Below are 26937 nucleotides of genomic sequence, written 5' to 3' on the forward strand. Positions count from 1 at the left end.
CACTTTTGGAAGAAATACCAGGCGATTAGAAATCGCGGCTATAAAAACCAAATCCACCTGAGTAGATTAGATTGAGCCTGCGGAGGCAGGCTTTGTTTGTTTAGCCGAGGCAGTGCGTTGGGCGGGTTTCCCGACTTGAAGCAACTGCCGTCCAGACTTCTAGTCTGAGGGGCTATTTGCCGAAAGTGGATGCACCCTGCTGATGGACTTCTGAGAGCGATCGCTGACAAATTACTCAATTTTTATAGCGAGGCGAAATAACCTCATCAAATTTTCAGTAATTAATTATTTGAAATGTCGAATTCAAGAACAACCTGTTAAAGACTAGTCATATTTTGTATTTCAAATTAGGGCAAATATTTATGAGCTTTGATTACGACCTTTTTATTATTGGTGCAGGTTCAGCAGGCCTTGCTGCTGCTAAAAGAGCTGCTTCCTATGATATCCATGTGGGAGTTGCAGAACAAGCAGACGTGGGTGGCGCTTGTATAAATTACGGTTGTATTCCAGAAAAGTTGATGGCTTATGCTGCTACTTTCCCCAGCCTTTTTTCTAATGCAATATCTTATGGATGGAGTGAATTTAATAGCAGCTTTGACTGGTCAAAATTTATGGCAGCTAAAGACAACAAAGTTGAACAACTCCATCAATTACATATTAAGTATCTTAGAGAATCAGGAGTAGATTTTATTAAGGGTTATGCTAGTTTCCAAGATGCACATACCTTGGATATTGATGGAAAGCACATAACAGCAGACAAAATTTTAATTGCGGTGGGTGCGAAACCTTTTCAGCCAAGTATACCAGGCATAGAATATACTATTACCCAAAAAGAATTATTTCAAATAAAAAAACTACCCAAACAAATTGCTATTATTGGAGGCGATTATACTGCTGTAAAAACTGCTAGTTGTTTGAATGAACTTGGTGTTAAGCCTACTATAATTACTGATTTACCTCAAATCTTGCCTGATTGCGACCAAGATATATCGCTCTACATTACAAATAGCATGAATCAGCAAGGTATTCAAATTTTCACTAACAGTAAAATATCCAAAATTAAAAAAATATCAGACCAAATAGATATATTTTTTTCAGATAATAATATTTTGACTGTTGATCGTGTTTTATGCTTGGTACTTTTTTCACCAAATTTAAATAATTTGAGTTTGGATAAAGCAGGTATTAAGGTGACTCAAAAAGGTGCAATTATGCTCAATGACTATAGCCGCACAACACAAGCTAATATTTTTGCTGTAGGCGATTGTATTGACAGACTACAACTAACACCTGTTGCCATTGCTGAAGCTCGTGCATTTGTTGATGCAGAATTTGGTAACAGTCCTCAACTTTTAAATTATGAATTAGTCCCGATTTGTGTTTCTTTCATACCTGAAGCTGCTACAGTTGGCTTGACAGAAGCTCAAGCCCGGGAAAAATTTGGTGAATCTGTACAGTGTTACTCTGAAAAATTTAAACCACTTTTTTATAGCCTGAATGGGCAAGATGAAAAAACATTTATTAAATTAGTAGTAGAAGAGAACTCAGAACGAATTTTAGGCGCTCATATGGTGGGTGAATCAGCATCAGAAATTATTCAAAGTATTGCTATCGCTATAAAATTAGGCGCTACCAAAAAAGACTTTAATAACAATATTGGTATTCATCCATCAAGTGCTGAAGAGATTTTTTCTTTATAAGTATTAATATTTGCCTATAGTATACCTGCGAATTAAACTTAAATTTTTAAATCATTATATAGTTAAATAGTAATATATTGCTGCTTCTGCTAATATTTCACAACTTAATAATCTGTTATAGATTGGAGAGGTACGCCGCTTTAAAAACTGACCAACAGATAGGATGGTCTTGATGAAGAGCAAAAATCCAGTCGTCTACGCTTTAGTTTTACAAAGCGTTATGATATTTTCGCCCTTGCTGCTGTCTAATGCTAAAGTCAGTGGGCAAACTACACCATCTGTATCTCCAGCCGTGACTGCTACTCCACTCATATCGAATCAGGAACGCGAAGAATTGGTAAGACTGCGAGCAGAAAAGCGGATTCGAGATGCAGCCCAATCTGATTTTGAGCGTAACTTTAGTCGTACAACCATGCTCTTCAATATCTGGTTAGTCTTATTAAGCTTATTTCCAGTTGCAGTAATTGCTTTATTTTGGCTGTTACGACGGGTAGCAATCCGAGAAATTGTTAATAAAGCAATGTCTCAGCTAGAAGGCGTGGAAAATTTACAAACTCAGCTAAGCATTGTTAAGCAAGAAGCTGAAAATGCCATTCAAGAAGTTAAACATATTACTGATACATTAGGCAAAGAAGCTGATAGCCTGCGGCAAAAAATTAACAGCGAGCAAGAAAATTTATCTCTAATTACATCTGATTTTTCAGCAACAAAAGAAAGTATTTTAAATCAATTAGAATCAGAAATTAAAATTGTTCAAAATAAATTAGAAAATTTAGAGACAGTATTTGCCTCTCAACTGTCGCAATTGCAATCAAACGTCCAGAATCAAAGTAATTTAACTCTAGAGCATTTAGGAAAAATAGAATCAGATTTAGTAAAGCAATTATCTGAACTGCTAGTAAGCGCTGAACAACAAAGAGATATAGTTATTGAACATTTAGATCAATCCAAATCTAAGTTTACGGCTCATCTATCAGTATTACAGTCTGACACTCAGAAAGAAAAGGATATAGTTGTTAACGACTTTGCAAATTTAAAAGCAGAAATTGTAACTCAAATTTCAGAATTACAAGTGGATGCTCAACAACGTAAAAATGTAACTCTGTCAAGTATTGAAGAGCTAGAAAATCTCTTTAAATCACAAATTTTAGAATTACAATCTGATACTCAACAGCAAAAAGATAAAATTATTGAAGAGTTAAGAAAATTACAGTCAGAATTTGCAAACCAACTAGCTGATTTACAGGCGGAGGCTGAAAACCAAAAAGCGCTAATTGTGGAGAATTTAGAAAAATCAGGCTTAGAATTTACATCTCAGTTCTCAGAATTACAGTTAAATGCTCAACAACAAAAAATTCTGATTCTAGAAAAACTAGAAAAGTTAGAAACAGAGTTTGTATCCCAACTTTCGGAGCTACAATTAGATGCTCAACAACGCAAGGATCTAATTCTGGAAGAACTGACGGAAATTAAACCGCCATCGATTCCAGAGGAGATAAAACCTGAAGTTGAAGAAAACATTCAGGAACCGCCACAATCAGAAGAAGTAGCGGCTGATGAATACATTGAACAGGGAAATGTACTGTTTAGTGAAAAGCGCTATGCAGATGCGATCGCAGTTTACAACCAAGCAGTCAAAATTCAGCCAGACAATGCCGTTGCTTGGTTTAAACAAGGTTTAACTCTAGCCAGGTTAAAACGCTATTCGGACGCGATCGCTTCCTATGATACAGCTTTAAAAATCAATCCTAATGATCATCAAGCTTGGTGCGATCGCGGTGTTGCTTTTGGTAATTTACGAAAACATCAACAAGCTTTTGTCTCGTTTAATCAAGCCACTAAAGTCAAGCCTGATGATGCCGTTGCTTGGATGAATCGCGGTTTAGCTTTGATAGAGTTGGAAGAATACGAAGAAGCGATTGCCTCTTTTGACAAAGCAATAAAAATTAAACCAGACTCCCCCAAAGTTTGGGATAAACGCGGCTATACTTTGGTGCGACTAGGACGAGATGACGAAGCGATCGCCTCTTTTGATCAAGCATTAGAAATTAAACCAGATTATGCCAGTGCTTATTACAATAAAGCAGCCTGTTATGCATTCCAAAGAAAATTAGGATTAGCCTTGGAAAATCTCCAACGGGCGATTGAATTGAACCCAAAATATCAGGAAGAGGCCGCAACAGACATTGATTTTGATGATATTGCTCAGGAGCAATCTTTTATCGAGTTAATTGGAAAGAAATTCGTTAATGAATAAGCCCATCTCCTAACCTTTGACAACTGTAAAGCGATCGCTGTTCGGATGCTACTTACTTTAGGTGATTTCTGATTAAAAAAATACCTATGTTGACGAGTTTCGACTTCGCTCAACTCTCGACCACTCAGTTGGTTGAGCGAAGTCGAAACCAACGGCTGCGGTAAATTTATAGCTAGAATTCACCTTAGGTTTCTGCCTTCTGGGAGTAATTGTGCCGCAGTAACGTGAATTCCAAACTCTTCTCCTAAATGTGCTCCCAGCGTTCCATGAACGAACAACAAGCCTAAGATTGCAATCCCTGCTAACAAATAACTCCACTGCACCTGTCTAGAGACATTTTTGCGCCAACGATAACGCTGTAAACCCCGCCACACAGTCATACCAACAATAATCGCTAATAAAAACAGACCACCCAAGCCATGTAAAAGCATTGTCCAACCAGCAGTTAATCCCCAATCACTCTTGTGATTAACTGCTGGGTTTGCTAGCAATAGCTCAAAAAATCCAGCAGCAACAGTGAAAAATGTAATCGTAGCTGCTGCTAGTAAGTTATACCAGCCAACATCAAATAAACCAGTGCGCAGAGTCGCCAGACCCAGAAATTTGAATATTTTTCGTTCTAGGGGAAAAAGTGCTCCGGCAATATCAAAAGCGATCGCAATGATGAATAAACCTAAGGTTAGATGTACCAACTGCGGATGTATGGGAATTTCGTAAGGTAATCCGTTACCATTTAGCTTCAATCCCAATTGCTCAAACAGTTGCCCGTTCATGGCGTGACTCCCTGTTTCATCGCTTCCACCACAGGCGCTACATGCAAACCGTATACCCAAAACAGCTTACTTCCCAGATATACCTGCAAGCTAACCAAGCAAATTAAAAACGTGGCTGCGCCCAGATAAGCCGGGGGAAGCTTCAGAGGATTGCGATTGCGAATCACAAATCGCCAAGCTGCGATCGCCACAACAATAGCCGCCAGCGACCAACCCACAACTGTATGAAAATTTAAAGTTGGTTGGACTGCTGCATAAGTATTCGCTAAACCTGCCTCAAACTGACCAAAAATTACCGCTAGAAAAATTGCGATCGCAGCAACAAACATATTCCAGAAACTTACTTCATACAAACGATGGTTGCGGGTGAAATAGCCTACTACATCACAGAAAAAAGAAAAAAACACCATCGCAATTACAAAGTGAACAATGATCGGGTGTAGCGGATCGGGGTAAGGAAGATTTTCACTATTAAGAGGCAGGGCAAGCATGAATTTATCCTGACGCTGATATTAGTATGCTAAATGAGTATCACTCACCCTGGCACTGAAGTCTCTACTGGCTCTTGGTCAAATTGCCGCATCAATTCTATTAAAGCTTCCTGGTCTGGTGCCTGCCCATCCTTGAGTAGTTTGGCTAAACCTTCAAAATACTTTTCACGTTCTCCGGCAGGACAAAACATAATTAATAACTTCGCAGGTTTTGTTGCCCGGTTAGCAAATGTATGGGGTGTACCACGCGGAACCAATACAAATGCTCCTGGTTGACCTTGTACTGTTTGATTCCCGACTTGAATTTCAACTTCTCCCTCTACGACATAGAACAGTTCTTCCATGTGGCGGTGAATATGCAGTATAGGCGCGGTTCCCCCTGGTGGGAGCACATTTTCAAACAATCCCAAGTGACCATGAGTATCAGCACCAACCGCCTTAAATATCACTTCGCTATTACCAATTGTCAGGTGAGTGCCTTCTCCTGGTGCTAATACAATTTCTTGAATGGGTAAACTCATCTGAACTCCTGAACCTCTAATTTAGATACCCAAACCTTTTTGTTAGCAAGCAGCTATAGATTCGCTGGCTTATTTAATCAACACAAGTTTGATTTTTAACATTCTCTGCAAGCTACTGGGAAGCATAACAAACTCCACAATTCTTTGAATCAATCGGTAGGAGGATGGAGCTAAAGCTGTAAATTTTTAACTTTAAGGCAAGAGAACTCTTTAGCAGAGAAAAATGCTGGCTGGACGAAACTTGCTCCAAATCAAGGATTTTTGCAGTATTGCGGGGGTTGAAATCAACTTTGCATTTTTTGCGTCCACCTAGAAGTTATAGAGGCGTTTCTTAAAACACAAATTGTTTATTAGGAGGTAAAAAAATGGCAGCTAGAAACGGGAAGCGCAAAATTCGTTACGCCGTTGTGGGATTAGGTTGGATTGCCCAGGAGACTGTACTGCCTGCTTTTGCCCAAACTGAAAATTCACAACTAGTTGCCTTGTTTTCCGAAGACCAACTCAAGCGAGAGGAACTGGGTAAGCAGTATGGAGTCAAGGCTTACTGTTACGAAGACTATGACGACTGCTTAAAAAGTGGCGAAATTGACGCAGTTTACATAGCGCTGCCCAACCATCTCCACTGCGATTATACTGTGTGGGCGGCAAACGCTAAAGTTCATGTGCTTTGCGAGAAGCCAATGGCTGTGACAGAGCAAGAGTGCGAACAGATGATTCGTGCTGCTAAAGATCACAACGTCAAGCTGATGATTGCTTATCGTCTGCATTTTGATCGAGCGAATATGCAAGCAGTAGAGATTGCTAATTCTGGGAAAATGGGCGACCCCCGTATTTTTAACTCAGTATTTTCGCAGCAGGTTGCGGAAGGCAACGTCCGCCTAGAGCCAATCTCTAATGGTGGTGGTACTGTTTACGACATGGGTGTGTATTGCATCAATGCTGCCCGCTATCTGTTTCGGGATGAACCAAATGAAGTCTTTGCTTTCAGTGTAAGCAAAAGCGACAAACGCTTTGATGAGGCTGACGAAATGACAAGTGCAATTTTGCGTTTTCCCGGACAGAGATTGGCAAACTTTACTTCTAGTTTTGGTGCTGGATCAGCTTCCAGCTTCCAGCTTCTTGGCACAAAAGGTAATTTACAGATGGATTCACCATATAACTATGTGGGAGAACTGAAGCATAAAATCACCATCAACAATGAGACACAAGAACAATCCTATGCTGCTGGCAATCAGTTTGCCGCAGAAATTACCTATTTCTCTGACTGCATACTGAATAATAAAGAACCAGAGCCATCAGGTGAAGAAGGGTTGGCAGATGTTCGGATTATTCGTGCTATTTACCAATCAGCACAAATCGGTCAACCCGTGCAACTAGGTGAGTTTAAACGCCAGCATAGACCATCAGCCAAGCAAATTATTCAGCGTCCTGAGGCTGAATCGCCAGACTTAATTCATGCAGCCGATCCTTCGGGTAAGTCATAGCGAGGAATTGGGGAATAAAGGTTAGGAAAAAATACATTTTCATTTCCTCGTTGTGTATAACTGCCAGTGAGTTTTTAACTGCTAGACATCATGAAATGTAAAATTTTAACCTTTAAAACCAATCTCTAAAATTCGGCAACAAATTCAAATTTAGTAATTTAGATTCTGTCCGATTTTCGTAATTATGAATTACGTATTGGTATGAAACTTGCTGAAGAATATTGTTTTCCTTCTGCCTTCTGCCTGATACTCACCTTGATTTGAAAATATGGAAATCAGAAGCTCAGCTTTTTTTATCGGCAATACTATCCCATTTAAATACACTTGCGATGGAGACGATATTTCTCCGCCAATCTATTGGCAAGACCCTCCACAAGGGACACAGAGTTTTGCCTTGATTTTAGATGACCCAGATGCACCCAAACAAACTTTTACCCATTGGGTTGTCTACAACATACCTGCTGATAACCGCGAACTACCAGAAGGCATTACTCAAGAGCCTAAACTCCCAAATGGTGGTGTACAAGGAAAAAATAGTTTTGGTAAGTTAGGTTTTGGGGGTCCCTGTCCACCTCCCAAACATGGCGCTCATCGTTACTTTTTCAAAATATTTGCTTTAGACCAATCACTTGATTTACCTCCAGGTGCAACTAAAGAAGAGTTATTGCAGGCGATGGAAGGTCATGTGTTAGATAAGGCTGAAGTTATGGGTCGTTATGCTAGGGAGACTGAGTAGCAAATAGAATAAAATTGGGGCATAGGGTATGGGACTCTTTCGATACCCCATGCCCTATGCCCCATGCTAGAGATGAGACGACAACTAGTTGAAGTGCAGTAAAGACAAGAATGAAATTCTAAATAGCTGTATCTTCTCTGCCTATCTGTTGCCGAATGGTATCAATAGCTGCATTAATACCAGCCAGCCTGGACTCTAAATCATCTCGCATCCAAGTTAGGAATTTTAGCTTATTCTCTAAACGAGATTTGCGCGAAATAGTTTCGCCACCATAACAGTAATTGCCCCAAAAAGGAAACATAGTTAGCCTCTCTATTTAGCCAAGTAACAGTGCAGGATTGTGCACCACCACATTACATTCTGGCTAATAAAAATTTAGACGGATGGTGTAACGACCGATCCATTTCTTACGTGTTTGGCGAACTCTAGCCTTTCTATGGATGTAATGACAAAACTAGTAAAAATAGCAATAGTTTCAAAAATTTGTAATTAACTGCCGATAAATGCCGATAAAGTTGATTTATGCAAAAGATCTAGTTAACAAAAATTAAGGTAGTATAGCTGCTCAAACAGTTGAAGTTCGCCACAGTGGAGATAGCAGTTTTTATCTCAGTTTTCCTGAAAACTTAAATGACTCAAATATTTGAAGCTCCAACCCATATAGACCAATATGTTCGTGTTGCTAAACTTGCAGATGTGCAAAAAGCAGGTAGCTTATTGGTTCGTAGCCAAAACCACACCATAGCGCTGTTTTATTCTGATAATCAAGTCTATGCCATTGATAACCGTTGCCCTCACATGGGCTTTCCTCTTCACGGTAGTACTTGCAAAGATGGCATTGTTACCTGTCCTTGGCACTATGCCCGCTTCGACCTTGCTAGCGGCGGAACGTTCGATTCTTGGGCTGATGATGTCCCCGCCTTTCCTGTAGAAATCCGCGGTGAAGAAGTTTGGGTAAATCTTGCCCCTTTAGCTAACCCCTATGCTCACCAACGCCAGCGTCTTCAAGATGGTTTGGAACAGAGTATTTCGTTAGTGATTGCTAAATCAACCGTCGCCTTACTAGACATGGGGACGGATGCTACTGAACCATTCCAGATGGGATTGGAATTTGGCGTTCGTTATAACAAGGCGGGATGGAGTACAGGCTTAACCATCCACACTTGCATGATGAATCTACTGCCTTATCTCGATCAAGAAGACAAACCCCGCGCTCTTTTTCAGGGACTTTCAGCGGTAGCTAATGACAGTGCGGGTGCGCCACCTCAGTTTGTGGTTCACCCACTGCCCAATTCCAATGTTGACTTAAGTATCCTGAAAAGCTGGTTTTGCCAGTTTATTGAAGTGCGGGATAGTGAAGCGGCGCAAAGGTGTTTGGTAACAGCAATACGCATGGAGGCTACTTCCGAGCAAATTGCAGATATGCTGTTCACGGCTGCTACAGACCACCGCTACATCGATATTGGTCATACAATCGACTTTATCAATAAGGCGCTGGAAGCTCTTGATGCTGTTGGCTGGCAAGGAGCAGAGTTAGTTTTAGCCAGTCTAGTTTCTGGTTTAGCAAATGCTTCTCGCATGGAAGAGTCAAATTCTTGGCGCTATCCTATAGATTTAGTAACTATTTTGGCATCTGCTTTTGAGCAGTTACCCACGGCTTTGACAACCGGACAACCGCGACGGGGAACTTGGTCTGGTCAAAATGAATTAGTACCAATTTTATTAGGTGAAGATCCACAAGCGATCGCCAACTCTCTTCTCAATGCCCTGCAATTGGGTTGTACTGAGTTACAATTAGCTAGTGTAGTCACTTATACTGCTGCTCTGCGCGTAGCTCGTTTCCACACGAATAATGACTTTAGCGACTGGAATTCCGCACATCATCCATTCACCTTTGCCAATGCAGTGCATCAAGGATTGCGACGAGTGCCTTCAGTGGAACTGCTGCGAGGTGTGTTTGATGCTGCTATGAGTGTCTATTTAAATCGGTTCTTGAATGTGCCACCAGCAAGACTTCCAGAACCAAAAGACCTCGTACAAAATCCCGAAGAATTGCTCAAGCAACTACCAGATTTATTGGATCGTCAGCAACAAGTAAATGAGACAGGTAAGTTAGTGGCTCGTTATTTGTACAGTGGTGGTGCTGTTGAACGACTGATGGCAATGTTGGGTAAATTGATGCTGCGAGAAAATCGTGATTTTCATGTGATTCAAGAAATAGAAGCAGCTTTTCGGCAATATACCCTGTTGGATCAAACTGCTGGTATTCACGTACTAGTAGCGGCAGCACGGTATTTAGCAGCACACTCACCCACAATGCGATCGCAAGGACAAACCTATCAAATCGCTGATCGATTGCACAAAGGCGATCGGCTATTTGAGGAATCTTAATTTTTCAGTTCCTTCTGTGGTTAATTTATTTCTGGAAAATTCCTAAATTATGAACATCTTCCTGACAAAGAGCGACAATTATCTTGCCTTTATAGATGACTCATGCATAAATAACAATGAAATTCAGCGAAATTGTTAGCCGACTTGGAAACATCGTTACCGACCATAGTCTTACCACCAACCAAAACCATGACCCCGATATTACAGGGTTAGCAGCCATTGATGAAGCTACTAGTGGTACTCTCAGCTATGTAGAAGGGCCAAAATTTTTTTCGTGGGTGGGTAAGACAAATGCTAGTGCATTAATTTTGCCTCAAGACAAAACATTACAGTCACAAGCCCAAGAACGTGGTGTTGTCTGGATAGCCACACCAGAACCGCGATTATTGTTTGCTAAAGCGATCGCACTTTTTTACCAACCATACCGTCCGACTGCTGAAATTCATCCAACTGCTGTAATTGACTCCACCGCAGAAATTGGTAGCGATGTTTATATCGGCCCTCATGTGGTGATTCAGCCACGGGTAAAAATTGGCAATGGTGCAATTATTCATCCGAATGTGGTGATTTATCCAGATGCTAAGATTGGCGATCGCACTACCTTACACGCTAACTGTACCATCCACGAACGTACTCAAATTGGTGCAGATTGTGTAATTCATAGTGGTACTGTCATTGGTGCAGAAGGTTTTGGCTATGTTCCTACCCGTACTGGTTGGGTAAAAATGGAACAATCTGGCTACACCGTCTTAGAAGATCGCGTAGAAGTTGGCTGTAACAGCGCCATTGACCGCCCAGCCGTCGGAGAAACGCGAGTAGGTAGGGATACAGTAATTGACAACTTAGTCCAAATCGGTCATGGTTGCAAAATTGGTGCAGGCTGTGCAATAGCTGGTCAAGCTGGGATGGCTGGAGGCGTACAAGTTGGCAATCGCGTTATTTTGGCCGGACAAACAGGAATTGCCAATCAAGTAAAAATTGGTGACGGTGCGATCGCATCTGCTCAAGCAGGAATTCACAACGATGTTGCACCAGGAGAAATTATCTCTGGTACTCCCGCCATGCCCCACAAAGTATATTTGAAGGTATGTGCTATTTATAGCCGCCTACCAGAAATGTATAAATTGCTGAAACAACTGCAACGTCAAGAACAGAAGTAAGGAGTTCACAGTTCGCAGGTAACTGATAACTTTTTTCTGGGAAGCACTACTACCCTAAGTAGGGTTTCCCCTAATAACTAAATTTTGGTTTTCATCCAATATATAAACAAAGGCGATTTCAAAGCGCCAGCAGCAAAGAAGTAATTCTTGCTTTTCACTGTTGACTTTTCTAAATTACCAATTACCTGAATCCCAAATTTAGTTAATAGTACTGATTCTCTGGAGGTTAATCAACTTATGGTATTAGTTCGTTGGCAACCCTTCTCAGACATGGAAAGTCTTCGGCGTCAAATGGATAGAATGTTTGACGAATTAGGGGGAGTTAACTCTCAAGCTACACAAACTTGGACTCCAGCAATTGAATTGCAAGATACTAACGAAAGCTTGATTTTGCGAGCCGAAATTCCAGGAATTGAAGGTAAAGATTTAGATGTTCATGTAACAAGAGAAGCAGTTTCTATTGCTGGTGAAACTCGGCTACAAAGGAACACAGATGAACGCGGTTATTTCCGTTCTGAATTCCGCTATGGTAAATTCCAAAGGATAATTCCTTTACCTGTTCCCATTCAGAACGATCGAGTACAAGCCGAGTTTAAGAATGGGATATTGACATTAACACTGCCTAAGGTAGAAGAAGTCAAACAAAAAGTAGTCAAAATTAATTTGGCAGAGAACAAAGGAGCGTTCGCAGGCTCAGAATCGAGAGAAACAGTTGATGTCTGGTCTTAACTTGCCAATAGCAAAATTTGCGATCGCCTCTAACCAAACTCATTAATATAAACGCCTAAAAATAGGGTGGCTATTTGCCTACCCTATTTTGCTTATTGACCACACTCAGCACTAGGTACTCAGGACTCTTGATTAAAATCCTAATTTTTCTAACACTGGTTTTGTCGAAACAATGTGACGTTCTAAACCCAATTCTTTGGGGCTAACTCCTAACGCTAAAGCAATTAATTGGGGTAAATGTAACACTGGTAAACCCAGTTTTTTCTCAATTACCTTTTCTACCTCTGGCTGACGGGAATCTAAGTTGAGATGGCACAGAGGACAAGGGGTAACTAGACAATCAGCACCAGCTGCTAAAGCGTCTTGAATATGCATCCCCGCCATCTTAAAAGATTGGGTAGTGGCGTAGCTGGCTAGAGGCCAACCACAACATTGGGTACGACCTCGATAATAAATTGGTTCTGCACCTACTGCCCGAAAGACATTTTCCATCGCTTCCGGTCGGAAAGGGTCGTCATAGGGCATGGATTGTTGAGCGCGGAGGAGGTAGCAACCATAAAACGCCGCGCATTTTAGTCCAGTCAACTTGCGGGTGACACGTTTGGTAATTTCTTCCAAACCGTAATCTGTTACCAAAGCATAGAGAAGATGTTTAACTTCTGTACTACCGCGATATGGTAAACAGCCTTCTTTCGCCAGCAAACCATTAACTTGCTCAATATATTCCGGTTTTTTTGTCTGACATTGTTTCAGGCGTTCATCGACATGACCGATAACACCTTGACAAGTGCTGCAATGGGTAAGTAGGGGTAAATTTAACTCTTCTGCTAAAGCAATATTCCGGGCATTAACAGTATCTTCTAATAGTTGAGAATCTTCTTTAAACGTACCCGAACCGCAGCAAGCAGCTTTTTTCAGTTCAATAAGTTGAATACCTAATGCTTGGGTTAAAGCTTGAGTTGATTGGTAAAGCTCCCGACAAGCACCTTGGGCAACACAACCAGGAAAATAAGCGTATTTCAGTGTTTGAGATAGCATATAAGTATATTTGTTTGAGGGCAACAGCTCTCAACAATCAATTTTTGATCTTCCCTTGCCAGTGTAGCTTGCAAGGCTATGTATCCGGATTTGGACATTGTAAAAAAAATCAGTAAGAATTGCAAAACAGACACATGTTTACAGCGTATGCGATCGCTTTGCGGTTTCTGTTGCCTAACCTTGCTTTCTCTAATGTTGGGCAGCATTAGGAACTATCGCATAGGGCACTCTATGACCCAACCATTCCGCAAAAGAATGGCAAAAGGGTTTGCTGTCAGAAAATTCTTTGGCAGTATACGGGCGATCGCGCTTTCCGATAAGATGTATATGCTCAAAACAATGTCGCCGATAAAGAGCAGATCGTAGCAACTGGTTAAGGACTTTTATCTATGAGCCAAGCGGAAGTTTTTGAAAGAGTTAAGAAAGTCGTCGCCGAACAACTGGGTGTTGAGGCTGATACTATCAGACCACAATCCACGTTTATTGACGATTTAGGAGCTGATTCCTTAGATATTGTGGAACTAGTAATGGCTTTTGAAGAAGAATTTGATGTTGAAATTCCCGATGAAGCCGCCGAAAAGATTTTATCGGTTCAAGAGGCAGTGGATTATATCAACAGCAAAGCTGCTGCATCTGCCTAAAAAGCTATTGGGGTCGAGGCTTGGGAATTGGGGAGCAGGAAAAACTCCATTCCCTGGTTTCTAGTCCCTAATCTCTAGTACTCCCTTTTTGCTGCTTTCTCGCCACCTTTAACTTAGTCATGACAGATTATAAACGTAAACGCGTTGTGGTAACTGGTGTTGGCGCGATTACACCAATTGGCAACACACCAGCTGAGTATTGGCAAGGATTGTTGAGTGGTCGTAATGGCATTGATTACATCACCTCTTTTGATGCATCTCGCCATGATTGCCGCATTGCTGGTGAGGTAAAAAACTTCGATCCACATGATCACTTGGACCGCAAAGAAGCCAAGCGCATGGATCGGTTTTCCCAATTTGGGGTTTCGGCTGCAAAACAAGCTGTATCTGACGCACGTTTAGCAATTGATGAACTGAATGCAGAACAAGTGGGCGTCATTATTGGTTCTGGCATTGGTGGACTGAAGGTTTTAGAAGACCAGCAAACAGTTTACCTCAACCGTGGACCCGATCGCTGTAGTCCGTTCATGATTCCGATGATGATCGCCAATATGGCAGCCGGATTAACAGCTATTCATACCGGAGCTAAAGGTCCCAATTCTTGTTCTGTGACTGCTTGCGCCGCTGGTTCTAATGCCATAGGGGACGCTTTTCGCCAGATTCAATGGGGGTATGCCCAGGCGATGATTTGCGGAGGGTGCGAAGCGGCGATTACACCCTTGGGTGTAGCTGGATTTGCCGCAGCACGGGCACTTTCGACTCGCAATGACCCGGCCAATGCTTGCCGTCCGTTTGACCGCGATCGCGATGGATTTGTCATGGGTGAAGGTGCGGGAATTTTGCTGCTAGAAGAACTAGAACACGCCCTGAATCGAGGCGCTCGCATTTATGCGGAAATGGTCGGTTATGGGATGACCTGTGATGCCTATCATATGACCTCCCCAGTCCCCGGGGGGTTAGGAGCAGCCAGAGCCATAGAATTAGCGCTGAAGGATGGGGGACTAACCCCTGAGATGGTGAACTATATCAATGCTCACGGCACCAGCACCCCAGCTAATGATTCAACCGAAACCTCAGCGATGAAAAAGGCCTTAGGCGACCACGCCTATAAGGTAGCCATCAGCTCTACCAAATCGATGACAGGTCATCTTTTGGGTGGTTCTGGAGGTATTGAAGCCGTAGCAACAGTACTGGCCGTCGCCAACGATCAAGTTCCACCAACAATCAATCTAGAAAATCCCGATCCAGATTGTGATTTAGATTACATTGCTCACTCTAGCCGTGCTCAAAACGTCCAAGTGGCACTATCTAATTCTTTTGGGTTCGGCGGTCACAACGTCACGCTAGCCTTTAAGAAGTACGTCTAAAAATCTCCAATTCATCAGCTGGTCGCTCTGCTGAAAGTTGGTGGCAAAAGTATCATCAATATCATTTCCAACTAAACCAAGGGTTCAAAACGACCCATTTATTAGCTGGATTTATCACCGCAACCTCAAGATATCCCGCTTGTCCATCAACAATCGGGAATGGGATGATGAGGATAGGGGGAATGTTAAAAAAACACGGCAATAAAGGGGGAGTAAAATCCACGCTCCTTTTTGCCTCCCCAGTAAGTGAGAGCTAACAAGAGTGCTAACCCGTCGTTAAAAACAAGAGATTATGGCTGTTGCAACCCAATCCCTCGAAGAACTTTCAATTAACTCGATTCGCTTTTTGGCTGTTGATGCCGTAGAAAAGGCAAAATCGGGACACCCAGGGCTGCCGATGGGCGCTGCTCCAATGGCTTTTGTACTATGGGATCGCTTTATGCGGTTTAACCCCAAAAATCCCAAGTGGTTTAACCGCGATCGCTTTATCCTGTCTGCTGGGCACGGCTCAATGTTGCAGTATGCCCTGCTATACCTTTATGGTTACGACAGCGTCAGCATTGAGGACATCAAGCAATTCCGTCAGTGGGAATCCAAAACCCCCGGACACCCAGAAAACTTCATGACTGCTGGGGTAGAAGTTACTACCGGGCCACTAGGTCAAGGAATTGCCAATGGAGTCGGTGTAGCAATAGCAGAAGCCCACCTGGCAGCTAAGTTCAACAAACCCGATGCCAAAATTGTTGACCATTACACCTATGTAATTTTGGGTGATGGTTGTAACATGGAAGGTATATCTGGTGAAGCGGCTTCGTTCGCAGGGCACTTGGGATTAGGCAAACTCATCGCTCTGTACGACGACAACCACATCTCCATCGACGGTTCCACAGATGTAGCCTTCACCGAAGATGTTTCTAAGCGTTTTGAAGCTTACGGTTGGCACGTTCTTCATGTCAAAGATGGTAACACTGACCTAGAAGCGATCGCCAAAGCCATCGAAGAGGCAAAATCTGTCACTGACAAGCCTTCGATGATTAAAGTAACCACCACCATCGGTTACGGTTCCCCCAACAAAGCAAACACCGCTGGTGTTCACGGTGCGGCTTTGGGTGCAGACGAAATTGCCTTAACTCGCAAACAATTGAACTGGGAATACGAGCCTTTTGATGTTCCCCAAGATGCTCTTAACCACACCCGCAAAGCCGTTGAGCGTGGCGCAGGCTACGAAGCTGATTGGAACAAAACCTTTGCTGACTACAAAGCCAAATATCCTCAAGAAGCGGCTGAATTTGAACGCTACATCAGCAGCAAACTTCCCGATGGTTGGGATCAGGTACTACCTACTTACACCCCCGAAGACAAAGGACTCCCCACCCGCAAGCACTCAGAAACTTGCTTGAATAAACTGGCAGCAGTTTTACCAGAATTGATTGGTGGTTCCGCTGACTTAACACACTCCAACCTGACCGAAATCAAGGGCAAAGGCGACTTCCAAAAAGGAAATTACCAAAATCCCAACATCCACTTTGGTGTGCGGGAACATGGTATGGGCGCAATCTGTAATGGGATCGCGCTGCATACTTCGGGATTAATTCCCTACGGTGCAACCTTCTTAATCTTCACAGATTATATGCGGGCTGCGATCCGCTTATCTGCTTTGTCCCAAGCTGGGGTAATTTGGGTAATGACCCACGACTCCATCGGACAAGGTGAAGATGGGCCAACCCACCAGCCGATTGAAACGCTGGCTTCCTTGCGTGCTATTCCTAACCTGACAGTAATTCGCCCCGCAGACGGAACAGAAACCTCTGGTGCCTATAAAATAGCGATTGAAAGGGCAAAGCAAAACGCTCCTACCCTGTTAGCATTTACCCGTCAAAATGTCCCCAACTTGGCAGCTACATCAATTGAAGGTGTAAGCAAGGGTGGATATATAGTAGTGGATAGTGAAGGTACGCCTGATATCATCCTAATTGGCACTGGTTCAGAATTGAGCCTCGCTGTCACCGCAGCCGAAAAACTCACAGCCGAAGGCAAGAAAGTTCGTGTTGTCTCCCTACCTGCATGGGATTTGTTTGAGGCACAAGATGCAGCTTATAAAGAGTCTGTTCTGCCGAAAGGTGTCACCAAGCGTTTGTCTGTAGAAGCTGCCTCCAGTTTTGGCTGGCACAAGTATGTCGGCACTGAAGGCGATACTGTTAGCATCGATCGCTTTGGTGCTTCGGCTCCAGGTGGTGTTTGTTTAGAGAAGTTTGGCTTTAGTGTTGATAATGTATTAGCTAAAGCTAAGCAATTGTTGGGTTAATTAAGAACAGCATATTCTCTTAATTTTCTTGTGAGGTGGGCATCTTGCCCGCCTTTTTTTGTTTTGAAACGCAGAAGTATGCGGATGGAGAGAAATTATAATTGGAGTAATTAGTGAAAAATGAGAATAAATTATGCAAGAAGTTTCTGATGACAAAGAAGTCCTTTTGGAGCGAATATCAAAAATAGTAGAACATTTGATGCAAAAGGATACTAGCTATAAGTATTTTTTAGAGAAAAATAAAGCTATTCAAATGATATTTAAATACTATTCCGAAAAAGTTTCTATTGAGGAACTAAAGGCTATGTCTGATTTTAAATTAACAGGGTTTGTCGAGGGACATTTGATGACTCTGCTATTGATTGAGGGAGAAGATGATATAGACCTTAAAGCAACGCCATATGGTTAAATATGCTAAATTTCTGAGAAGAAAAATAGTTTATAGTTTACATAGATTAATATACTAATTAGAGCTACAGTAATCGCGTTATAATTTGCGATGCACTATATTTATGTAGTACAATAGTACCAAATTGGTAAAAAATTACTATTTATACTGAGAGGCAGTATGAAAGCAGAGCTTCTCAAAAGATTTTTTAGAGCGATCGCTAGTTCAGATCAAGAAGCGATTGATAAGCTTACATATCTAGTCATTGAAGAAGAACGGAGTAAGGGACACACTCTCTTAGCTGACCAGTTAGAAACTATTACTAAAAAGAGTCAGAAAGATAAGTCTACCAACTCAATCAAACCTCCGTCCTCAGTACCGGAAAACTTACAGGCTTTAACTGAATTACCAACTAGTAAACGATTTAATCTTCCCTTAGTAACTATTATACCGAGGGAGAAATTACGCCATCACATGGTGTTGCCTGAAAATATTGAGAAGCGTTTTCGTCGAATTGAACGCGAATATGCAGCCAGAGATAGGCTGGCTCATCATGGACTACGTTACAGACAAAAAATTCTTCTTTATGGCCCTCCTGGTTGTGGAAAGACACTGGGAGCAGAACGTTTAGCTTGGAATACTGGTCTACCACTTTTAAAAGTGCGGTTTGATGCAATGGTATCGTCTTTTTTAGGCGAAACTGCAACCAATTTGAGACTTGTATTTGAGGATGCTTCAAAAAATCCATGTTTATTGTTTCTTGATGAATGTGACTCGATTGCTAAGTCACGAGAAGACTCTCAAGAAGTTGGAGAAATTAAGCGGGTAGTCAATACATTTTTACAAATTTTAGATGAATATCAACCTTCTTCGGGGCTTTTGGTAGCAGCAACAAATCTGAATAAATCTCTAGATACTGCTCTTTGGAGAAGATTTGATGACTTAATTGCAGTACCCAAACCAGGAGAACAAGAGCTAGAATTTATACTAAAGGAAACACTATCTGCAATTGAAATTGGATCTATCAACTGGTCAAAGATAATTGAGCAGATGAAAGGTTTTTCTGCGGCTCAAGCTGTGAGAGTTGCTCAAGATGCAGCTAAACGAGCAATCCTGGAGCGAGAGGAGCTAGTGATTCAAGAACACTTAGAAGAAGCGATCGCAGAAATCAAGGTTTCCTAATATTAATTCTTGTTTTGGTGTCTGGATAAATAAATGGTTGAAAGTTCTCAGAGTTTTCCGCATATTCGGCTTAGGCTGACAACAGAAGGAAGTGCTGCATCGCCACCGGGAGGAGGAGGAAAAAAGAATCCCATAACACTCGTTAATCTCAGTAATCGTCAGGGACATGGAGGTAAACTTAAACGTTCGGTTGACTCTTTGATATTTGATTGGCAAGAAACGCAAGAAGAAAGAGAACAAGAAGGTAAGCCGCCACTTAAATCTCGACGAATTATCTTACAGATTGACCCTGGTTCTTTTAATCCAGATGGTTTAAAAGCATATGGCATTGAATTGATTGCTGATACAGAAGATGGATATATTATCGGTGCATCAGCAGATTTAGAACTTAGTGAGTTACAAGAAAAGATAAAAAAATTTATTAATGAAAAGCATGGTGGAAATACAGTAGCCCAAATATGGGACATAATAGATGGTCAAAAAAAGCCAGAATTGATTCTTTCTCCAAATTTATATACTGAATTGTATGAGAACTGGATACCTATAAAAGAAGAACAAATATATACTGTTGATGTAGGTGTAGCTTGTGTAGGTACTGAAATAAAACTACCTAATTATCCCAAACGACAACCTAATGATACTAATGATATTTTTACAAAAAAGGTTAATGATTGGATTCAAAAACGTGAGTTAACAGAGGAAGAGTGGGAAGAAATATCTTGGGAAAGGCAAGATGAATTTGAGGAGCTTATTAAATTTTATAAAGGTAGTATTATCAAAGGTTTTCAAGATGAAGGGGGTGAGCTTGGTACAGTTCGTTTACCCGATAGTTTCTCTTGTCGAATTCAAATTACAGGAAAAGGCTTAAAAGATTTAGTTGAAAATTTTCCTTACATTTTTGAAATTAGTGAGCCAGATCAGTTTTTTGAAATGCTCAATCAGGAAAAATTACCTGATTCTAGCACTCCAATTTTTCAACTGGAACCACCAGAGTTTAATGCTCCTAAAGTATGCGTTATAGACAGCGGAATTCAAGAAATGCATTCTTTGCTAAAGGTAGCAATTGATTCACAAAACTCAACTTCTTGGATTCCTGGTGAAACTGGTAGAACTCCTGATTATGTAAAAAATGGTGGACATGGAACGAGAGTAGCTGGCGCATTACTTTATCCGAGTAAAATACCTCGTAGTGGTAAAGAAAAAGCTATTTGCTGGGTACAAAATGCTAGAGTGCTTGATGCTAATTGCTACCTACCTGTTCAAGTATTTCCACCTCAGTTATTGAAAGATATCGTAGAGTTTTATTATGATTTAACATCAACCAGAATTTTTAATCACTCTATAACTGGCCAGACTCCATGTCTTACTAGATATATGAGTGCATGGGCATCAACCATTGATAATTTAACATGGCAAAAAGATATCCTTGTCATTGTATCAGCAGGTAATTTACCTAGAGTGCCATATCCTAAAAAACCTGTTACAAGATTGTCTATCACAGAACATTTTTCAGCAAACAGGCTATACCCGGATTATCTGCTAGAAGATTCATGTAGAATAGCTAACCCTGCACAGAGTTTCCAAGCTTTAACAGTTGGTTCTATTGCTTCAAATTCTTATAATTCACCACCTTATTCTTCGATTGCACAAAAGGATCAACCTTCAGCTTTTTCATGTTCTGGGTTAGGAATTTGGAATACTATTAAGCCAGAAGTAGTTGAGTATGGTGGAGATTTAGTGAAAGATGAAGGTACACCACCAAATATTACTTTCTCTAAAGATGTTTGTCCCGAATTAGTCCGGTCAACTTTGTATGGAGGCCCAGCAGTTGCTGCTGATAATATTGGTACATCATTTGCAGCACCAAAAGTAAGTTATATTGCTGCGCGTCTAGCTGCTGAGTTACCAAGTGAAAGTTGCCTTCTTTACCGTGCATTAATAGTACAATCAGCAAGATGGCCACAATGGGCAATGGCAGATAATGTAAATAAATTGCACGTTCTTCGTCAAATTGGTTACGGGCTTCCCAATGTTGATCGTGCTTTGGGTAATTCTCCCAATCGAATCACTTTGATGACAACAGGAGAACGCCGTATTGTAGCTAAACAAGCTCATGTTTACCAAGTAAAACTTCCAGAACAATTACGTTCTCAAGGGGAATCGCTGGAGATTCTCTTAGAAGTTACTTTGTCATACAAAGCACAACCGCGTCGAACCCGCAGGAATCGCCGAAAATATCTTTCAACTTGGCTGGACTGGGACTGTAGTAAGAAAGGTGAAGATCCAGAGAGGTTTCTAGAAAGAATTTTAAAAGAGTATGATGCTCCAGAAGATGCTGAAAAGGGAGATAAAGGTTTCCAATGGACTCTTGGTAAAAGATCAAAAAACCACGGGAAAATTGAGGGTGTTTCTAGAAGTGCAGGAACCCTTCAGAAGGATTGGACAGTTGTAAATTCATTTGAACTTACAGAAGCATTTTCTATTGCAGTTGTTGGACATGAAGGTTGGAATAACGATCCAGAAGCTAACGTTCCATACTCTCTAGTTGTGAGCTTTGAAGCTATACAAGCTGATATTCCAATTTATACGCCTTTTGTTGAAGCTCAAGTTGAACTAGAAATTCAGCCATTGGTAGAAATTCAATCAACTGTAGGTAGCTGAGGCGATCGCACTCCACACACGAAACTAATACCAATTTGAAAAATGATTCCTACATATGTATGTTGGTTTGAGTAACGAAACCAAGGCCAGCAAAAAGCTAGATTTTGTTGAGTTGAATGCAGTAAAACCCAACCTAAACATCTAAAATCCATACCCTAAATAAAAACCCTTACCTCTATCAAAAAAGATTGAAGGTAAAGGTTTTAAAACAAAAGAAATAGCTCTACACTCTTCCAGGTAAAGATAATCTTTCAGGTTGTCCTAACTTCCGACCTTGAATATTATTAGCATCTTCCGCCGCTAACAAATCCCGAATTAATTTAGCTATCGCTTTTTGCAGCAAGCGGCTAGTAATTTGCTGACCCAAAAGCTGTACTCCTGGATTTATCAATAATTGGGCAAGTTGGGGAGCAAGCTGCACTGGATCAAAGCCACGGGTATCTCGAAGAATATTCAAGATACGTTTGATATGCTCTAAGGTTTGTTGTTGTTCAATTGTCGCGGCGGGAGTTTCGTTAATAGCTGTTATTCCTACCTGTTCGCGCAGTAGGTAGGTGAAGTTATGCAAGACATTTTTACCTAAAGCATTGATTCCATTAATAAATTCATCTACTAACTTGTCGCGAATGAAACTACCGCGTTCGGAAGCGAGAAAGTCTACCCCTTGATTTACTACCAAATTTAAGTCGTAGTCTTCATTACCACGAGCATTTCGTAATAAGTTCTCCAAGCGATTCCACCGGAATTTACCTTCTTTGAAGAGTAAATCTTGCAATGATGCTCTGAGTGCTGGTGCTGGATCTGTTAACAGACGTTTCGCTACGTAAGGATAAGCTTCGCTAAGGACTTTAAAGTTGGGATCTATATAAATAGCAATCCCTTCCAAAGTTACCAGAGAACGAATAATTAAAGCGTAGTAGGGAGGTACGCGGAAAGGATACTCATACATCAAAGCCGATAGTTCATCAGTGATGCTTTTAATATTCAACTCTGCAACGCTAGCACCTTGGGCATCTGCAAAGACTCTGGCAAAAGCAGGAATAATTGGTGTTAAGTCGGTTTCTGGTGATAAGAAATCTAGCTTAACGTAGTCTTTGGCTAACCCTTCAAAGTCACGGTTAACAACGTGGACGATCGCCTCAATTAAACCATAACGCTGAGGCGGCTGAATCTCGCTCATCATCCCAAAGTCGAGATAAGCTAATTTGCCATCCAAGGTGGCTAATAAATTACCTGGATGAGGGTCAGCGTGGAAAAATCCATGTTCTAGTAACTGACGCAGCGAACACTGGACACCTACTTCGATTAAATAACGAGCATCTATGCCTTTGGCGTTAATTTCTGCTGTTTGCGTTAATTTAATGCCGTTAATCCACTCCATCGTCAATACGCGACGATTGGTGTATTCCCAGTAAATTTTCGGTACGTATACATCTTTCATATGACCATATAACTGGAAAAAACGCTCGGCATTTTCTCCTTCGTGTATATAGTCCATCTCTTCAAAAATGCGATCGCCTAATTCATCAAGAATACCAACTAAATCGCTGCGTACCCGTTTAAAGGTTTTCTTTGCCCAACCAGCTAGGCGACGTAAAATATATAAATCAATGGTAATCCCTTCTCTTAAGTCGGGACGCTGAACTTTTACTGCTACTTCCTCACCAGTTTTCAGCTTACCTTTGTAAACTTGCCCCAAAGAAGCAGCTGCAATTGGTTCTGGTGAAAGTTCACTGTAAATTTCCTCTGGCGGCGCGCCTAGTTCTTCTTTAATAAATTGATAAGCAATTTCGTTGGGAAAAGGTGGTAACTGGTCTTGTAACTTGGTAAGTTCTTCCAAAAATGCGGGAGGAACCAAATCAGGTCTTGTAGATAAAGCCTGTCCAATTTTGATGTACGCAGGCCCCAGTCGCGTTAATAATTCTCTAAGTTGAGCAGCTCGGCGGCGATCATTTTTCACCACAATTCCCCGTTTGCTATCCGACCATAACCCCAAAGCAAAGGAGAGAGTTGGCCCCAAAACAGCAAAAATTCGCCCTAAAACCTGTAGAGGTCTTTGTTGATAATGCGCCGAAATCTCTACCGGATCGTAACGCGTCATCTCATATTGAACCTGTGTCGTCAAGGCTCTCTGTTGTTGGGCTGCTATAAGTCTTGGCGATTTAACAACCAAGCCTTGTGTACCATCTTCTGGCACTACTTCAGCAATATGTAGGTCGTCACGGCGGTTGTTGCTACCGCCATTGTCCTCCTCGATCGGTCGGGAAGTTGGGGGAAGTGTTTTCACAATCATGAAGAATGCCACCGGTCGAATTGATTATGTTAAGCATTGTAACAATATGTTTAGCATCAAGCACCCCGATTTAGTTAGAGGAAGTGGTTTTCTGTAAAGGAGATCGGGATTTATCTGTTCCAGTTTCCTCTCATTTCAGAAATTGGATTGTAATAATAGCAAACCACTATATTTGCTTGCATCTCTCATATTGAGAAAAAAATTGTTGTTTAACCTCAAACTAAAAAGGCAATCACAGCAGTTTTCAGTTGAGCGAAACAGCAGAAGTGAAACGCCAAAAGACGTTTATTATCAGTTTGTGTACTATTTTCAATGGTATCTTTATTTCTGCCACGCTAGTACTAGAAGTATGTACGGTAGTTACGACCAAGCCAGCAGCCCTGTCCACATCTATAAGACTTGTTGACTTCCGCGTACTTGTACTGAGTTTGCTAAACTTAAATGGGCTTGCTACTTCTATAATAGTGGCTCATGCTGGTTGCTAAACGCTCATGCCTAGTCCTAAAAGTTGTAACTATTCGGCATCTGCCCTCATGGAGAATTTGGCTTGATGTTGCTTTGCCTGCGAATTGAAAACTTTGCCCTAATTGACCAACTAGAACTGGAATTTGGCGCTGGACTGAATGTATTAACAGGTGAAACCGGCGCGGGAAAATCGATTATTCTAGATGCTATTGATGCTGCCCTCGGAGGTAAGGTATCTAGTCGCGTCATTCGCACTGGAACTAGCCGAGCGATGGTAGAAGCTACTTTTAAATCTAACGCTACTTTAGCGGCTTGGTTGAACGAACAAGAAATTGATTCCATAGATGAAAACTCTGTAATCATCAGTCGAGAAATTGCTGCCACGGCTAGTAATATCCGGAGTAGATCGCGGGTGAATGGCGTGTTGGTGAATCGGCAGATGATGGGGGGATTTCGCGATCGCTTGGTGGAAATTACTGCCCAAGGCCAAACTGTACAAGTGGGACAATCCGCCCAAGTCCGTGATTGGTTGGATTTGCATGGTGGCGATTCCCTAATGCAGCAGCGTCAAGCGATCGCGACTGTATTTGCTGTGTATCAACAAGCACGTCTAGCATTAGAAAAACGCCGGACATCTGAACGGGAACGTTTACAACAACTAGATTTACTTACCTATCAAGTGCAAGAATTAGGCGCGGTAAATCTCAGCGATGCCAATGAATTAGAGCAGCTATTACAAGAACGAGAACGCCTGAATCATGTAGTAGATTTGCAACAGATGAGCTACAAGGTCTATCAGGCTTTGTACCAAAACGATAACGAAACCCCAGCCGCTGCAGATTTATTGGGAGACAGCGAAGCCACATTAAATGACATGGTGGAGTATGATGCCCAACTGCAACCGCTATTAGATTTGGTGCGGGATGCCCAAGCGACATTAATGGAAGTGGGTAGGCAGATTAATGCTTATGGAGAAGATTTAGAAGCCGATCCTCAGCGTTTAGAGGAAGTAGAAGAACGAATTCGGGAATTAAAGCAGATTTGTCGCAAATATGGGCCTACACTCCAAGAAGCGATCGCCTACTATCAAAAAATCCAAGGGGAATTAGCCGAACTCAACGACAGCGAACAATCTATCGAAAGTTTAGAACAGCAAGAACAAGCAAGTTTGGCGAAACTTACCCAAGTTTGTCATAAGTTAACTCAGTTGCGTCGTACAGCTGCTAACGATTTAGAATCGCGATTGATTGCTGAACTCAAACCCCTAGCGATGGAAAAGGTGCAATTTAAAGTAGAGATTGTACCTACTTCTCCAACTGCTACAGGTGCGGACAAAATTACATTTATGTTTAGTCCTAACCCCGGAGAACCACTCCAACCTTTAACAGAAATTGCTTCCGGTGGGGAAATGAGCCGCTTTTTACTAGCCTTGAAAGCTTGTGTTTCCCAAGCCGATGCAGCAGGGACAATGGTATTTGATGAAATTGATGTGGGTGTGTCGGGAAGAGTCGCCCAAGCGATCGCGGAAAAATTACACCAGCTGAGCCAACGGTCACAAGTATTATGTGTTACGCACCAACCTTTAGTAGCTGCTATGGCAGACCGCCATTTCCGGGTGGATAAGCAAATTATCAATCAAAGCAAAGGTAATAAAGCTAACAACGGTAGCAGCGAGCAACGTACCGTAGTGCGTGTTACTGCTTTAGATAATTTAACAACTCGCCGGGATGAACTAGCGCAGTTGGCTGGGGGGAAATCAGCTACAGACGCGATCGCTTTTGCAGAATCTCTGTTATTGCAAGCTGCTAATCATCGACGGGAGAAATCTTAATTGGATGTGTCTTTGGGAATTCTAAAATTGTAGTTATTAGCTGTTTTATGAACCACAGAGACACCAAGACACAAAGAGAACCAATTTCTGAGACAGTTAATCAGGTGGCAAAAGAAATAGTTGATTGTGCATTTGCTGTACATTCTCAACTAGGAGCAGGATTACTTGAGAGAGTGTATGAGGTTTGCCTAATTTATGAATTAAGGAAGCGAGGTTTAAATGTTGTTTCACAGGTGGAGTTACCTGTTGTTTACGATGATATCTGTTTGGATGCTGGTTTTAGGTTAGATTTATTAGTTGAGCAATGTGTAGTTGTGGAACTAAAGGCAGTGGAAGCGCTACATCCAGTTCATAAAGCCCAGCTTTTAACGTATCTTAAGCTATCTGGTTATCGTATAGGCTTACTGCTCAACTTTAATGTTCCTCTCATCAAAGATGGTATTCAACGACTTGTAATTTAAATTATTAATCTCTTTGTGTCTTTGTGCCTTTGTGGTAAATTTTGCTTTTTTTACAAACTACAT

General features: G+C 41.6%; 21 protein-coding genes. 15 read left to right on the forward strand and 6 right to left on the reverse strand.

All coding sequences use genetic code 11. The features are described from left to right. Positions 1-362: 362 nt before the first annotated feature. Both gorA and BV372_RS05150 read left to right on the forward strand, forming a co-directional pair. A complete protein-coding gene (gene gorA / locus BV372_RS05145; RefSeq protein WP_086684164.1) occupies positions 363-1700 on the forward strand; it encodes a glutathione-disulfide reductase in 1338 nt (445 codons plus the stop codon). Positions 1701-1872: 172 nt separating this feature from the next. After that, positions 1873-3957 carry a tetratricopeptide repeat protein gene (locus BV372_RS05150; RefSeq protein ID WP_086684274.1) on the forward strand — a complete coding sequence of 695 codons (2085 nt, stop codon included), beginning with the start codon at positions 1873-1875 and terminating at the stop codon, positions 3955-3957. A gap of 179 nt (positions 3958-4136) precedes the next feature. Here the strand turns inward: BV372_RS05150 and BV372_RS05155 are convergent, their stop codons facing one another. Genes BV372_RS05155 through BV372_RS05165 form a run of 3 tightly spaced genes read right to left on the reverse strand, consistent with a single transcriptional unit; the run spans position 4137 to position 5742 of the window. Beyond that, entirely contained in the window at positions 4137-4730 is a 594-nt protein-coding gene (locus BV372_RS05155) for a DUF2231 domain-containing protein (protein WP_086684167.1), read from the reverse strand. After that, positions 4727-5221, reverse strand: coding sequence for a DUF2231 domain-containing protein (locus BV372_RS05160; protein WP_086684170.1), 495 nt, complete (start codon positions 5219-5221; stop codon positions 4727-4729). The genes BV372_RS05155 and BV372_RS05160 overlap by 4 nt, the downstream gene beginning before the upstream one ends. Positions 5222-5265: 44 nt before the next feature. Next, positions 5266-5742 carry a cupin domain-containing protein gene (locus BV372_RS05165; RefSeq protein WP_086684173.1) on the reverse strand — a complete coding sequence of 159 codons (477 nt, stop codon included), beginning with the start codon at positions 5740-5742 and terminating at the stop codon, positions 5266-5268. A gap of 365 nt (positions 5743-6107) precedes the next feature. Between BV372_RS05165 and BV372_RS05170 the strand changes: the two genes are divergently transcribed. Both BV372_RS05170 and BV372_RS05175 read left to right on the forward strand, forming a co-directional pair. Then, positions 6108-7226 carry a Gfo/Idh/MocA family protein gene (locus tag BV372_RS05170; protein ID WP_086684176.1) on the forward strand — a complete coding sequence of 373 codons (1119 nt, stop codon included), beginning with the start codon at positions 6108-6110 and terminating at the stop codon, positions 7224-7226. Positions 7227-7494: 268 nt separating this feature from the next. After that, on the forward strand, positions 7495-7962 hold the full coding sequence (locus BV372_RS05175; RefSeq protein WP_086684179.1) for a YbhB/YbcL family Raf kinase inhibitor-like protein: 468 nt from the start codon (positions 7495-7497) through the stop codon (positions 7960-7962). Between the two features lie 118 nt (positions 7963-8080). Here BV372_RS05175 and BV372_RS05180 read toward each other — a convergent pair whose 3' ends face one another. Then, complete coding sequence (locus tag BV372_RS05180) at positions 8081-8263, reverse strand: hypothetical protein (RefSeq protein ID WP_086684182.1); 183 nt, start codon at positions 8261-8263, stop codon at positions 8081-8083. 329 nt (positions 8264-8592) lie between these two features. Here BV372_RS05180 and BV372_RS05185 point away from each other — a divergent pair, with 329 nt between their 5' ends. From BV372_RS05185 to BV372_RS05195, 3 genes are all read left to right on the forward strand, one after another. Continuing rightward, entirely contained in the window at positions 8593-10353 is a 1761-nt protein-coding gene (locus BV372_RS05185) for a Rieske (2Fe-2S) protein (protein ID WP_086684186.1), read from the forward strand. Between the two features lie 116 nt (positions 10354-10469). Continuing rightward, positions 10470-11513, forward strand: coding sequence for a UDP-3-O-(3-hydroxymyristoyl)glucosamine N-acyltransferase (gene lpxD, locus BV372_RS05190; protein ID WP_086684191.1), 1044 nt, complete (start codon positions 10470-10472; stop codon positions 11511-11513). 237 nt (positions 11514-11750) lie between these two features. Further along, complete coding sequence (locus tag BV372_RS05195; protein WP_086684194.1) at positions 11751-12242, forward strand: Hsp20/alpha crystallin family protein; 492 nt, start codon at positions 11751-11753, stop codon at positions 12240-12242. Positions 12243-12374: 132 nt separating this feature from the next. Here the strand turns inward: BV372_RS05195 and BV372_RS05200 are convergent, their stop codons facing one another. Then, complete coding sequence (locus tag BV372_RS05200) at positions 12375-13280, reverse strand: CoB--CoM heterodisulfide reductase iron-sulfur subunit B family protein (protein WP_086684197.1); 906 nt, start codon at positions 13278-13280, stop codon at positions 12375-12377. A gap of 389 nt (positions 13281-13669) precedes the next feature. Between BV372_RS05200 and acpP the strand changes: the two genes are divergently transcribed. The 6 genes from acpP to BV372_RS05230 all read left to right on the forward strand — a co-directional run bounded on the left by acpP (position 13670) and on the right by BV372_RS05230 (position 21824). Beyond that, entirely contained in the window at positions 13670-13921 is a 252-nt protein-coding gene (gene acpP, locus BV372_RS05205; RefSeq protein ID WP_086684200.1) for an acyl carrier protein, read from the forward strand. A 119-nt stretch (positions 13922-14040) separates the two neighbouring features. Next, positions 14041-15288 (forward strand): beta-ketoacyl-ACP synthase II, encoded by a 1248-nt coding sequence (gene fabF, locus BV372_RS05210; protein ID WP_086684203.1) that lies wholly within the window; start codon positions 14041-14043, stop codon positions 15286-15288. Positions 15289-15580: 292 nt separating this feature from the next. Next, the gene (tkt, locus tag BV372_RS05215) at positions 15581-17593 is read left to right on the forward strand and encodes a transketolase (RefSeq protein ID WP_086684208.1); all 2013 of its coding nucleotides are present in this window, start codon (positions 15581-15583) and stop codon (positions 17591-17593) included. Between the two features lie 133 nt (positions 17594-17726). Further along, positions 17727-18002, forward strand: a complete 276-nt coding sequence (locus tag BV372_RS05220; protein WP_086684211.1) for a hypothetical protein — start codon at positions 17727-17729, stop codon at positions 18000-18002. A 159-nt stretch (positions 18003-18161) separates the two neighbouring features. Continuing rightward, entirely contained in the window at positions 18162-19163 is a 1002-nt protein-coding gene (locus tag BV372_RS05225) for a 26S protease regulatory subunit (RefSeq protein WP_086684214.1), read from the forward strand. Between the two features lie 33 nt (positions 19164-19196). After that, the gene (locus BV372_RS05230; protein WP_086684217.1) at positions 19197-21824 is read left to right on the forward strand and encodes a S8 family peptidase; all 2628 of its coding nucleotides are present in this window, start codon (positions 19197-19199) and stop codon (positions 21822-21824) included. A 223-nt stretch (positions 21825-22047) separates the two neighbouring features. Here the strand turns inward: BV372_RS05230 and BV372_RS05235 are convergent, their stop codons facing one another. Beyond that, positions 22048-24117 carry an AarF/ABC1/UbiB kinase family protein gene (locus tag BV372_RS05235; protein WP_179197981.1) on the reverse strand — a complete coding sequence of 690 codons (2070 nt, stop codon included), beginning with the start codon at positions 24115-24117 and terminating at the stop codon, positions 22048-22050. A 550-nt stretch (positions 24118-24667) separates the two neighbouring features. Between BV372_RS05235 and recN the strand changes: the two genes are divergently transcribed. Further along, complete coding sequence (gene recN / locus BV372_RS05240; protein WP_086684220.1) at positions 24668-26413, forward strand: DNA repair protein RecN; 1746 nt, start codon at positions 24668-24670, stop codon at positions 26411-26413. 47 nt (positions 26414-26460) lie between these two features. Further along, a complete protein-coding gene (locus BV372_RS05245; RefSeq protein WP_086684223.1) occupies positions 26461-26874 on the forward strand; it encodes a GxxExxY protein in 414 nt (137 codons plus the stop codon). Positions 26875-26937: the final 63 nt, after the last annotated feature.

This window comes from Nostoc sp. T09, assembly GCF_002154695.1.
Lineage (GTDB): Bacteria > Cyanobacteriota > Cyanobacteriia > Cyanobacteriales > Nostocaceae > Aulosira.